The organism is Nocardia sp. NPDC060220 (genome assembly GCF_042727815.1).
Taxonomy (GTDB): Bacteria; Actinomycetota; Actinomycetes; order Mycobacteriales; family Mycobacteriaceae; genus Nocardia.
In genome coordinates, this window is sequence record NZ_JBHWZY010000113.1 from 1 (window position 1) to 11,813 (window position 11,813).

The window sequence follows — 11,813 nt, forward strand, 5'->3', positions numbered from 1 at the left end:
GATCTACAGCGTGCGGGCAAGATCCGCTACTTCGGATCCTCGACATTCCCCGCGTACCGCATCGTGCAGGCGCAGTGGGCGGCCGAAGAACGCCACCTGAGCCGCTATGTCACCGAACAGCCCAGCTATTCGATCCTGCAGCGCGGCATCGAAACTCACGTCCTGCCGGTCACCGGGGAATACGGTCTCGGCGTGCTCGCCTGGAGCCCGTTGGCCTCGGGATGGCTCTCGGGCGCCATCCGCGCCGACCGCGAGATATCCACCAGCCGTTCGGCATTCATGCCCGACCGGTTCGACACCACCATCCCGGCCAACCACGCCAAGATGGCCGCCGTCGAGCAACTCGCGGCACTGGCAGACCAGGCGGGCCTGACCCTGATCCAACTCGCCCTGGGTTTCGTCACGGCCCATCCCGCCGTCACCAGCGCCATCATCGGCCCCCGCACCATGAACCACCTGCACGCCCAGCTGGCCGCCGCCGACACCGTCCTGTCGCCCGAGATCCTCGACGCCGTCGATGCCATCGTGGCCCCTGGCACCGACCTCGCCCCCCACGAGAAACACGACACCCCACCATCTCTGCTGGACGCGTCCCTGCGTCGTCGATGAGTCGACGTCAGAAGCTCGTGGCTCGTGCCGGCCGCGGCTCGGACGTGAGTAGATCGCGCCATCGGTTCATCAGCAGCGCGGTGTATTGGTCGGCGGTGATGTCGTAGGCGCCGAGGGCGTAGCCGTCGTTGGTCTCGACGAGCGTCGTTTCCCCGTTGGCCAGTACGCCGAAATCGATGGCGTAGGCAGCGGGGGCGGTTCCGGAACGGTAGTAGGCACTGACCGCTGACTCGACTGTTTCCCTGTTCAGTGGCACGGAGTTGTCACCCTCGTAGTGGTCCACGGCCACGATCTGCCTGCCGATGACATAGACGCGGTATTCCGACACCCAGGTGACGACCTCGGAGCACCAGACGCGCTGGCGCCGACTGGTATTCCCCCATGCGGCGAAATCGTGTTCCGAGTAGCAGACCGAGCCCGTGAAGGCCTTGCGGCGGTCCGCGGGTTTGACGAAAACCGGTGGGGAGGAGCCGCCATCCATCGAGCGCTCGATCTCGCCCAGGGTCGACGCCCACACCTTCCGCCCGAGGAAGCCGCGAAGCACGTCGGGATAGTCGTCGGGTTGCGGTAGCGGGATGCCCAATTGGCGCATCGCGCCGTGCATCGCAGCCATATCCCCGGCGATGAAGATGCCGGGTCCCAATGCCAACTGCCTGCGTTGAATACGCTTCAGGCTGTAGTGGCGGACGGGGACGCCGAGTCTTGCGAGTCCCTCGGTGAGGAGCTTCTCCTCGTGCCGCATCGGACCCGATCCGGCGTACTGCAGATAGGCCACCGTAAAACTCATGCCTTGATGATGCCTGTCGACAGCGTTGCGGATTCAGCAAATGGCTGGGAAATTACTTGTGCGCCAGTCGAAGTCCCCGACGGTCGGATCGGCATACGGCAGCGGAAGGGGCCGATCGACGATGCTGGTCGGATGGCATCTAGGTGCGCGGGGTGAGGATCACGATCGGGATCGTGCGGCTGCCCGCATGACGTTGGTAGAAGTCGTAGCTCGGGAAGAGCTCGACGAACTTCGGCCACAGCAGTTTTCGTTCCGCGTCGGTGGCTACGCGGGCCCGGACGTGGTGCGACCGGGCGCCGATCTGGATCGTGCTGTCCGGGTTGGCTTTCAGGTTGTGGAACCAGGCGGGGTGGGTTGGTTGGCCGGCTTTGGACGCGGCAAGGGCGATGATGTCGCCGTCGGCGTGGAACATCAAGGGTGAGGTTCGCTGGGTGCCGGTTCTGGCGCCGACGTGGTCGAGCAGCAGGATTCGGGCGTCGGGCCAGGCGGGCATGTGGCCGCCGAGCCTGCCGTTGGTTCGGCGGTACAGGGCCACATGGAGTTTCGTCGATCGGCGGCCCAGGTAGATGCCGCGCTTGTTCATGAATTGGGAGCACGATTCCACCAGTCGTGCCATCGACGACCTCGTGGCGCGATGACCGGTACCGGTCTTGTTCGGATCACTCACTGCCCCTCCAGTGTTCGTTCTACTACGGCCGATAGTAGACAAATTCCCGGTCGGCCGAGGGGGAATCGTCAAGCGAGGAGTTCGCGGGCGAGGGTGGCGGTCCACCAGGTTTCGACTCGGTCGGGCGACCAGCCTCGTTCGGTGGTGAGGGTGGTGTAGACGTCGATGGTGCACAGGGCGGCGTAGATGTCGACCGAGGTGGGGAGGTCTTCGCGAAGGGTGCCGGGAGGCCAGGAGGTGAAGACCTCGATGCGGGTTCGGTCGGCGCGGTGACGGGCGTCGATGTAGGTGGTGGCCAGGGCCGGTTCGGTGCGGCCCGCTTCGCGGATCAGGGCGATGACGTCGGCGGCGCGTTCATAGAGGCGGCGGTCGTAGCCGGCCATGGCGGCCAGCTGAGCTCGGGGGTCGCCTGCCGCGGCTTCCAGGGTGTCGAGCATCTGCGGGGCGTCGGCGGAGAGATCGGCGGCATCGACTATTGCCTGGATGAGCCCGGTTTTGTTGCCGTAGGCGGAATAGACGGTGGGAACGGAGACGCCGGCTTCGCGGGCCACGTCGCGGACCGTGGTGGCGGCCCAGCCCTGCTCCACGAACAGCCTGCGGGCGGCCTGGGCGATCTCGATGCTGGTCGCCTGGGCTTGCAGGGTGCGGCGAAGGGAGTCGTAGCGGCGGCGAGGTGAGTCGGTGGCCAAAGGGGGTTCCTCTTTCATTTTATGGTACCTATATTCAAAATATGAGCGATAAATCTAATCTGTCGAGCGGCGCACGGTTTCAGCGGGTCGCGGGGATCGCCGGTATCGGGTTCGCGCTGGTCATCCTGGGGGCCAATCTGATCTTGGCACCCGCCGGGTTGCCGAAGCCCGGTACCGACTCGCGCACAGCCGTCGCGTTCTTCGTCGACCACCGCGACCTCGTGGCGCTGGCGATGGCGCCGGTACCGCTGGGCTGGTTCTGTGCCGTGCTGTTCGGTGCCGGTGCACTGGCGGCCCTGCGACCGGCCGAGCGGACGGCGGGGACCGGGTGGTCGCTGGTCGGCTTCGCCGGATTGCTGTTGCAGAACGCGACTTTCACAGTGATCGTCGGAATTCGTTATGCCCTCGGCGCTTCGAGCGGGGAAGGCGGCGCACTGTGGGCGCTGCACGATGCCCTGCTCGCGCTGAACGGCACCTTCCTCGCGACGGCACTGGTCGGCCTGACGGTCGCGGGCCGGCTCGGCGGGCTCGTCAAGCCATGGCATGCGACCATCGGATTCCTCGCCGCCGCACTGCAATTCACCGCGGCGACCCTCACGCCCCTGATCATCGACCACGATGGTCCGCTCGGTCTCATCGGTCTGTCCGGCTGGCTGCTGTGGTCGGCCTGGTTCATCGCCTACGGCGTAGCGCTCCTGCGCACAGCCGCAGTCCGATGACTTATGTCATGGCTTGACCATGTGAATCCCATCGGGGATCGGTGACTGCGCTTACTACTGGCGACGCCCCGCGTCGACCACCGTAGAAGGCATGAGAAACACAGACGTCATCACCGCGCGCGGGCTGCGCCGAACCTACGGCCGCGGCGACGACGCGTTCGAAGCCGTCAAAGGCGTGGACCTGGAGGTGCACGAAGGGCAGGTGTTCGCCCTGCTCGGAACCAACGGCGCGGGAAAGACTTCCACCCTCGACATGCTGGAGGGGCTCATCGCTCCCTCGGCAGGCGAGGTCGAAGTCTTCGGCCTGGACCCGCTCCGGCACCGCGACCAGGTCCGTCCGCGGGTCGGCATCATGTTGCAGTCGGGCGGGTTGCCCGCCGAGCTGACCGTCGGCGAGACGCTCGACATGTGGCGTGGAACGTGCACCGCACCGACCACCGCCGAGGCAGTCTTGGCGCAGGTGGGCCTGACCGACCGATCCGGGGTGCGGGTCGGCTCACTGTCGGGTGGTGAGCAGCGCCGCGTCGACCTGGCCTGCGCCCTGCTCGGGCAGCCGCGCCTGCTGTTCCTCGACGAACCGACTACCGGCCTCGATCCGGAAAGCCGGCGTGGGACATGGCAATTGCTCGCCGACCTCAAAGCGTCGGGGGTGACGATGGTCCTCACCACGCACTACCTGGACGAGGCCGAAGCGCTCGCCGATCAGATCGCGATCATGCACAAGGGCGCGATCGCCCGCAGGGGCACGCTGCGCGACATCGTCGACGACCATCCGGCGCGGATCGCCTTCGATCATCCCGGCCTGCCCGTGCCGCAGTTCCGCGGCGCCCGCGTCGACGCGCAAGCGCGAGTCACCATCAGCACCAACGACTTACAAGGCCACCTGTTCGAACTGCTCGGCTGGGCCCGCGAAGCAGGCGTGCGCCTGACCGGACTCGAAGCGCGCGCCGCATCCCTGGAATCGGTCTTTCTCGATATCGCCGAGGCAACCACTCCCACCCTGATCGGAGCACGATGACCACCACCCTGCCCGCCGGCGGATTTCGCCGTCGACCACTCACCGCGCTCGCCACAGCGGAGTGGCTGCAGTTCCGGCGCAACAAGACTCTCGTCTACATGGCGACGGTCTTCCCGATCGGAATTCCGTTGGCCACCTACTTCATCGCCCGCAAAGACGCCGAGCCCACAGCGGCGATGGCGGCGGTGACCTTCGAATTGCTGGCACTGCTCGCCCTGCTGTTCGTGCAGTACTACTCGGTGCTGTCGATGGTGACCACCCGCCGTAGCGAAGGGGTCCTGAAACGGTTGCGCACGGGCGAGGCCGCCGACTGGCAGATCCAGCTCGCTCCGGCCATCCCGGGCGCCATCATGACGCTCGCGTGCACCGCCGTCATCGCCGTGGTGGTCTACGCCACCGGCGCCCCCGCGCCCGTCAACCCACTGGCGATCGTGGTAGCGCTCGTCGGCGGGACAGTGCTGTTCTCACTGCTCGCCCTGGCCACCAGCGCGTACACCAAGAACGCCGAGGCCGCGCAGATCACCTCGCTGCCGGTGATGATCATCGCGATGCTCGGCATGTCCTCGATCCGCGGCGTACTGCCCGATCGGCTGGCGCAACTGGCCGACTGGACCCCCTTCGCCGCCGTCTCCGACCTCCTCTCCCTCGGCACGTCGGGCACGCTGTCGGCGTTCGCCGAATCCGACGCCGCGCTCGGCTTCGCCGATACCGTCACCGAATCCGGCCGGCCGTTTGCGACACTGGCGTTATGGACCGTGCTGGCGCTCGTGCTGACCCGCAAGAGCTTCCGCTGGGACGACCGCGGGTGATGCGCGCGACCGCCTGGTGGCACGAGCTGTCGGGAGCCGCCAAGTTCCGGCTCTACACCCGGCTCTCGTTCCAGGCGGTGATCGCCGTGCTCGTCGTCGTGCTGGCGATCAGTGCCGAGTCGGTGCCATCGGTGCTCGGAATCGTCGCCGGTGGCATCGCGGCCGGATTCGCGTTGGAGGCACAACCCGCGTTCGCCACCGTTCCCGGTGTGGTGGCACGGCCGCGGATGTTGCCCGTCGCCATCGTGATGCTGGTCGCGCTGTGGGCGATCAGCGGGATCGTCGCCCGCCTGGCCACCGACGAGGCGACGGTCCTCAGCGCGCGCACGGTGGGCGTGTCCGCGGTGTTCATGGCGATCTTCTCCGTCATCCCGTTCGCTCGCCACAAGTGGTGGATTCTGGTCGTTCTCAGCGTGGCCACTCCGCTGGTGGTCTTCGGCACACCACTGGGCGCGGGCCTGCAGGGTGCGGCGGCGTTCCTGTTCACCGGGGTCTTCGCGATCGTATTGACACGGCTCACCGTGTGGGGGCTGGGAATCATCGACGAGTTGGAGCGAACCAAAGGTGTCGAGGCGCAACTGCAGGTCGCCGAGGAACGGTTGCGCTTCTCGCGCGACCTCCACGATGTCGTCGGACGCGGCTTCTCGGCCATCGCGGTGAAAAGCGAACTGGCGGCGGCACTGTCACGGGCAGGCGACCTCGATCGAGCGACCGCGGAAATGGACGAGGTCAGAACATTGGCGGTCGAATCGATGGGGCAGATGCGCACCCTGGTGCGCGGCTACCGCAATATCGACCTGCGCGGGGAGGTGGCCGGGGCGCGATCACTGCTGTCGGCGGCGGGATGCGCACTCGTCGTGGAGGGTGACGCGGCCAAGGTGCCCGCGGCATTTCATGAAGTCGCGGCCTGGGTGGTCCGGGAAGGCACAACCAATATCGTCGAACACTCGGCCGCGACCACGGCGACCCTCGCACTCGGCGGGTCCGGCATGTCACTGCGCAACGACCGCCCGCAGGGCGCGATCGGTGAACGATCCGGGCTGCGCGGCCTCGGCGAACGACTCGCCGCTGTCGGCGCGACCCTCGACATCGCCACCTCCGGCGACGAATTCGCCCTCGAAATCCATTGGGAGAAGCAGTGATTCCCGTATTCCTCGCCGACGACGAGACCCTCATCCGCGCTGCCATGGCGACGATGCTCGGCCTGGAGCCCGATCTCGAGGTCGTGGCCCACGTCGGCTCCGGTGCGGAACTCGTCGCCGCGTGGCGCCGCAGGGCCGAGGACGGCGAGCCGGGCGCCGTCGCGGTCATCGATCTGCAGATGCCGGGCATCGATGGCATCGACACCGCCGTCGAACTGCTCCGGATCACCCCTGGTGCCGGCACCTTGATCGTCACCAGCCATGGCAGGCCCGGGTATCTCAAGCGCGCACTCGCGGCCGGTGTGCGCGGCTTCCTGCCCAAGACGACCTCCGCCGCGACGCTGGCCGAGGTGATCCGGTCGGTGCACAACGGTGGCCGATACGTCGATCCCGAGCTCGCGGCCGAAGCCATCAGCGCGGGCGACACCGTCCTCACCGCCCGCGAGGCCGACGTCCTCGAATTCGCCGCCGACGGCGCCTCCGTGGAGGACATCGCCAAACGCGCACACCTGTCCCCGGGTACCACCCGCAACTATCTGTCCTCGGCGATGACCAAGCTCGGGGTGTCCAATCGCTACGAAGCCGCCCTCAAAGCACGCGAGAAGGGCTGGATCTAGCCCGTATTCGCCTAGGGTGTGGGGCGTTACGGTGCGATGAGAGGGATGGCGATGGCTGCTGCGCTGGTCAAAGGACAGAACGCGGGCTTGGCTTCGGGGGAGGTGATGCTGTCGGTGCGGGGCGGCGTGGCCGCCGACCTCTCGGCACTGCTGGTGACCGACGCGGGGAAGGTGCGTTCGGACGCGGATTTCGTCTTCTTCAATCAGCCGCAGGCGCCGGGTGTTCGGCTCCAGGGTGCCGCGCTCGAGGTGTCACTCGGTGCCGTACCGGTCGAGATCGCGCAGATTCGCGCCGTGATCACTGTCGCGGCAGAAGGGGATACGTTCGGCGGCGCCACGTCGCCGGTGGCCTCGGTCGCCGACAGTGCGGGAAATGTGCTGCACGAGTACGTGATCGACGGACTCGATCGCGAGTCGGTGGTGATCGCGCTCGAGCTGTATCGCCGGGGTGACCAGTGGAAAGTCCGTGCCGTCGGACAGGGCTATGCGGGCGGGTTCGCCGACTTGGTCACCGACCACGGGGTGAGCGTCGACGACGAGCCGGAAGTGGTCGCGGAAGTTCGGACGGTTCCCGGCGAGGCGGCGCTGTCGTTCGACAAGCGCCAGAAGCTGGACATGCGCAAGCGCGAAGTCGCGAAGGTGCTGATCGACAAGAGCGCGTTCGGAGCCAGGGCACGGGTGGTGCTGGTGATCGACAAGACCGGCAGCATGGAGAAGATGTATCGCGCCGGCACGGTGCATCGGGTCGTCGAGCGCATGATCCCGGTCGCCACGCAACTCGATGACGACGGCGTGCTCGAGGCCTACCTCTACGCGCTCAGCTACGTGAAACTGCCCGATATCACCGTCGAGGGCGGGGAGCAGTGGGCGCACACCTATCTCCGTCTCAAGGGCACGCACCAGGGCGTCGACTACAACGCTATCGGCGGCCGCAACGATGAACTACCGATCATGCGCGCGGTCATCGACACCCTCACCGAGCCCACCCTCGTCCTGTTCTTCACCGACGGTGGCTTCGCGAAGAAGCGCGAGATCGCGGCGCTGATGCGCGAGGCCGCCCACCTGCCCGCCTTCTGGCAGTTCATCGGCCTCGGCACAGCCAACTTCGGTGTCCTGCGCACCCTCGACGAACTCGACGGCCGCGTCGTAGACAACGCGGGCTTCTTCGCCCTCGACGACATCGACCAGATCAGCGACGCGGAGCTGTACGGCAGGCTGCTCGGTGAGTTCCCCGACTGGCTGCGCGCCGCGCGGGCCGCGGGGATCCTCCGCTGACAGCCGCCCATCGGCTGGGATGCTCGTCACCGGTGGCCGGAAAACAGGTTGTCTCCGCAGGTGGGGATCGTTAGCGTGTCTACCGTTTGCAGTTCGCAGACTGGAAGGATCAACGCATGGAACCCATTACCGAACGCGACATCAGGTCGTCGTTCGTCAACTGTTCGAAGGGCGACGCCAAGCGCCTGAATGTGCCGCGTGACCTGGGCGAACGCCCCTGGGAGGATCTCGACTTCCTCGGCTGGACCGATCCCTCGTACGCGGGGCGCTGTTATATCTCGGTGCCGCGGGCGGACGGGCTGGTCAGCGTCGCGTTGCGGCACGAGACCGGCGGGTCGGGCAAGACGCAGATGTGCACGATCTGCCTCACCACGCACTCCGCCGGCGGCGTTTCGCTGATGACCGCGAGCAAGACGGGCGAGTCGGGGCGCAAAGGCAACACGGTCGGTAGCTACATGTGCACCGATCTGGCCTGCTCGCTGTATGCGCGCAACAAGAAGCGGCCTTCGATGGGCAGCCGGTATCGCGAGGATCTGACGCCGGAGGAGAAGGCCCACCGCGTGGTGGAAAACCTGAACGCCTTCGTGGACCGGCTCTACACGTAGCCGAACCGACCCGCCGAACGACAGGAGGTAGATGCCGTGCGCCGACACTCGACAATCCGGTAAGCCCGAGTTCTGTTGAACCCCAACAGAACTCGGGTCGGTGTGTTCCTAGCCGGTCGAGTCGGCCCGGGCTGATCCCGGACCGTCCCGAGCGGAGCAGGAACCTAGAGCATCGCGTTCATGATGGTGCCCGCGCTGGTGGCGACGACGCCGCCGATCATCGCGCCCGCGACCATCTTCGGCGACTCCATGGAGCTGCCGGTCCACTTCTCCCAGGCGAACTTTCCGCCCGCGACAGTGATGGCGATGATGCCGGACAACAAGATGAACCAGGTCAGGTACCTGACCAGCTGCATGATCTTGTCCGCCAGTGGCGGTGCTTCGGGGGTCGGATTGCCGATCTGCGCCAAGGTATCGGTGACGGCGGCCAGGAGCATGGGGTCTCACTCGGTATCTCGGAGGAACGGGACGACGATGAACTCTGCACTGATGGTATCCGGTCATGTGTCACCGTGTCGGCGCCCATCTCGATCGAACCGATCGGTTTTGTTGGTGTGCAGGGGGTTCGCGCCCGTATCCTGGACCACGATCGAATACGGCAGGGCTGGAACGCAGTTCGCGTCACGCGATAGGGGAGCAGGCTATGAGCATCATTCTGACGTCGATGGCCGACACCATCACCACGTACGCGCAGATCGGCAACCCGTCGCCGGAAGCGCCTCCGCTGTCGGACAAGATCATGAAAATGGTTCAGTACCTGACCTGGTTCATGATCCTGTCGGGTGTGCTCGCCATCACCGTCGCCGGCGGAAAGTTCGCCTGGGAGAAGTGGAACGGTAGCGCGATGGAGTCACCGAAGATGATCGCGGGCGCGATGATCGGCGGCGTCGTCGCCACCAGCGGCGGCACCATCATGAACGCGATTCTCGGTTAGATCCGCGCGCCCTTGGCGCGATTGCAGGCCCGGCACAGGATCTGCAGGTTCGTCACGCTCGTCGCACCACCGCGGCTGAGCGGGATGATGTGGTCGAACTCCAGGTAGTGGCCGTCGCCGCACTCGACGCACGCGCCGCCGTCGCGCTGCCACACCTGGGCTTTCACGTCCTGGGGGATGCTGCGGCTGTCGAGCTGTCCCGGCGTCAGGACCAGGCGTTTCGATACGCGCAGTGCACCTTCCAACGCTGCCGCCACATAGTCGGGGTCGGTGACGCCGAAGGTAGCGCCGCCGCGCGCCGAGGTTGCCGCGAGCACGACGGTGCCGTGCTCGGGATGCACCGACACCACCCGGTTCCACGGCAGCTCGATGCCGGTGCCGTCGCCGACGAAACGCAGCTTCTTGGAACTGCCGATCAGGCGGCCCTCGGTGTTGCGTGGGCCGCGCGCGAGCATGCGGATGTGGACGGCGGGCAGATCGAGGTGCACGCGTTCGTCGGGGTCCAGATGCAGACCGGGGGTGTTGACGGTGGGCAGTTCGCCGGCGCGCAAGCGGGACAGGGTGCGGCCGCGATGCATTCGGCGACGCAGATCGTCGACGATGCCGCCAGACAGCGCCAGCTCGCTGACCACGTGTTCGAACGCGTCCAGTTCCTCGGCGAACACCTCACCGTCGGCGAAGGCGAAGGCGACCATCCGCTCGACCTGGGTCAGACCCGCCTCGCGCAGTAGTGTTCGGCCGCGCTCCTCGTCGATGCGCTGGAAGCGCAGAGCGGCCCACACCTCGGTCCACTCCACCGACATCGTGCCGGGACCCGCGAGGACGCGCCTGGCTCGGTTGCGCCAGTGCGTGAGGAACTCCTCGATTTCGGCGGCACAGTTCTTGCACGGTCCGTGGCCACCGAACAGCTTGCGCCGCAGTGGGCTACCACAGCGGGTACAGCGGGTGCGGTGATCGTGGATGTGCGGGCGGACGCTCGAGGTCCACTCGTCGCCGTCCCACCAGCGGAGTTGATCGGGGGTTTCCGGGTCGGGGTGCCAGTCGGCGATCTCCGGGTCGACCGGTGGCGGGGGCGGCACGTCGATGACCCGGCGGGACAGGGCCGGTGGGCGCGTCGACGCCGGTCCGTCGAATCGCGCTGCGGCGGGATTCGCAGACTCGGGGGACGAGCGGTTCGCCCGGTGATCGGCGCCGGACAGATCGGCAGTAGACGTCGACGCGTCGTGCCGTGACGGCACACTCGCGAATCGTGCGCGATCGGCGGCGCGCGCGGCGTCGGCGGCTGCCCCATTCGGTCGCGCGGGCACCCGCGAGCTGTCGTCGGGAGTGATGCTGGGACGTCCGGCGGTGGGCTCGTCGACCGTGACCCCGAATTCACCGGCGAGTCCGGCCAGCCCGCCCGACCAACCCTGGCCGATCGCACGGAACCGCCACTGGCCGTCGCGGCGGTAGAACTCGCCGAACATCATCGCCTGGACGTCTTCGATACCGTCGATGGTGAACTGGGCGACCGGGCCGTCGGCGGCGTGCACGGTCAACGTGAGGTCGAGGAGCTGGTCGAAGGTGGCGTCGTCGAGGGACGCGCTGATGACGATGCGCGCCACCTCGGGTTCGGTGCGGGGCAGTGAGATGCTCAGTCGCGCGGTGCCGGGGGCGGGCTCCTGGTCGAGGGTCACCGCCTGGGAGGCGTGCCGGGGTGCGTTGAAGAAGACGAAATCCCGGTCGGCGCGGACCAGGCCCGATTCGGTGACCAGCAGGGCGTGCGCGTCTACGGTATGCGCCGACCGCCATGAAACGACCACGGCGAGAAGCGATGTCGGTACCGGCGCGTGCGCACCCTTGCGTAGTTCCATGGTGCTCGCATGATGTCATGAGGGTCCGACAGAGTTTTTTGAGCGCTGGCGCGCTCGAGTTCGCGGCCCCGCCGGTCCCGCTGTTCAGG

14 protein-coding genes are annotated in these 11,813 nt (G+C 67.0%); 9 read left to right on the plus strand and 5 right to left on the minus strand.

Going from position 1 to position 11,813, the window contains the following annotated elements; translation table 11 throughout:
• Positions 1–609, plus strand: a 609-nt coding sequence (locus ACFWF3_RS08535; protein WP_379313066.1) for an aldo/keto reductase, incomplete at its 5' end; no start/stop codon positions are given.
• A gap of 7 nt (positions 610–616) precedes the next feature.
• On the opposite strand, the gene ACFWF3_RS08540 is transcribed toward ACFWF3_RS08535, so the two are convergent.
• The 3 genes from ACFWF3_RS08540 to ACFWF3_RS08550 all read right to left on the minus strand — a co-directional run bounded on the left by ACFWF3_RS08540 (position 617) and on the right by ACFWF3_RS08550 (position 2,770).
• Positions 617–1,396: an ATP-grasp domain-containing protein gene (locus ACFWF3_RS08540; protein ID WP_379313068.1), complete on the minus strand. Its 780-nt coding sequence runs from the start codon at positions 1,394–1,396 to the stop codon at positions 617–619.
• Between the two features lie 139 nt (positions 1,397–1,535).
• Positions 1,536–2,063, minus strand: a complete 528-nt coding sequence (locus ACFWF3_RS08545; RefSeq protein WP_379313070.1) for a nitroreductase family deazaflavin-dependent oxidoreductase — start codon at positions 2,061–2,063, stop codon at positions 1,536–1,538.
• Positions 2,064–2,131: 68 nt separating this feature from the next.
• Positions 2,132–2,770, minus strand: a complete 639-nt coding sequence (locus tag ACFWF3_RS08550) for a TetR/AcrR family transcriptional regulator (RefSeq protein ID WP_379313071.1) — start codon at positions 2,768–2,770, stop codon at positions 2,132–2,134.
• A 23-nt stretch (positions 2,771–2,793) separates the two neighbouring features.
• On the opposite strand from ACFWF3_RS08550, the gene ACFWF3_RS08555 reads away from it, so the two are divergent.
• The 7 genes from ACFWF3_RS08555 to ACFWF3_RS08585 all read left to right on the plus strand — a co-directional run bounded on the left by ACFWF3_RS08555 (position 2,794) and on the right by ACFWF3_RS08585 (position 8,937).
• A complete protein-coding gene (locus ACFWF3_RS08555) occupies positions 2,794–3,471 on the plus strand; it encodes a hypothetical protein (protein WP_379313073.1) in 678 nt (225 codons plus the stop codon).
• A 91-nt stretch (positions 3,472–3,562) separates the two neighbouring features.
• On the plus strand, positions 3,563–4,489 hold the full coding sequence (locus tag ACFWF3_RS08560; protein WP_379313074.1) for an ABC transporter ATP-binding protein: 927 nt from the start codon (positions 3,563–3,565) through the stop codon (positions 4,487–4,489).
• The gene (locus ACFWF3_RS08565; RefSeq protein ID WP_379313076.1) at positions 4,486–5,298 is read left to right on the plus strand and encodes an ABC transporter permease; all 813 of its coding nucleotides are present in this window, start codon (positions 4,486–4,488) and stop codon (positions 5,296–5,298) included. The genes ACFWF3_RS08560 and ACFWF3_RS08565 overlap by 4 nt, the downstream gene beginning before the upstream one ends.
• Positions 5,298–6,440 (plus strand): sensor histidine kinase, encoded by a 1,143-nt coding sequence (locus ACFWF3_RS08570; protein ID WP_379313077.1) that lies wholly within the window; start codon positions 5,298–5,300, stop codon positions 6,438–6,440. The genes ACFWF3_RS08565 and ACFWF3_RS08570 overlap by 1 nt, the downstream gene beginning before the upstream one ends.
• Positions 6,437–7,057, plus strand: coding sequence for a response regulator (locus tag ACFWF3_RS08575; RefSeq protein ID WP_378637725.1), 621 nt, complete (start codon positions 6,437–6,439; stop codon positions 7,055–7,057). The genes ACFWF3_RS08570 and ACFWF3_RS08575 overlap by 4 nt, the downstream gene beginning before the upstream one ends.
• A gap of 51 nt (positions 7,058–7,108) precedes the next feature.
• Positions 7,109–8,332: a VWA domain-containing protein gene (locus ACFWF3_RS08580; RefSeq protein WP_379313081.1), complete on the plus strand. Its 1,224-nt coding sequence runs from the start codon at positions 7,109–7,111 to the stop codon at positions 8,330–8,332.
• A gap of 116 nt (positions 8,333–8,448) precedes the next feature.
• On the plus strand, positions 8,449–8,937 hold the full coding sequence (locus ACFWF3_RS08585) for an FBP domain-containing protein (protein ID WP_379313079.1): 489 nt from the start codon (positions 8,449–8,451) through the stop codon (positions 8,935–8,937).
• Between the two features lie 164 nt (positions 8,938–9,101).
• Here the strand turns inward: ACFWF3_RS08585 and ACFWF3_RS08590 are convergent, their stop codons facing one another.
• Complete coding sequence (locus tag ACFWF3_RS08590) at positions 9,102–9,374, minus strand: hypothetical protein (RefSeq protein WP_101469239.1); 273 nt, start codon at positions 9,372–9,374, stop codon at positions 9,102–9,104.
• Between the two features lie 206 nt (positions 9,375–9,580).
• Here ACFWF3_RS08590 and ACFWF3_RS08595 point away from each other — a divergent pair, with 206 nt between their 5' ends.
• Complete coding sequence (locus tag ACFWF3_RS08595; protein WP_378637732.1) at positions 9,581–9,871, plus strand: hypothetical protein; 291 nt, start codon at positions 9,581–9,583, stop codon at positions 9,869–9,871.
• Here the strand turns inward: ACFWF3_RS08595 and ACFWF3_RS08600 are convergent.
• Entirely contained in the window at positions 9,868–11,724 is a 1,857-nt protein-coding gene (locus ACFWF3_RS08600) for a TerD family protein (protein WP_379313080.1), read from the minus strand. The genes ACFWF3_RS08595 and ACFWF3_RS08600 overlap by 4 nt on opposite strands.
• Between the last annotated feature and the right edge of the window lie 89 nt (positions 11,725–11,813).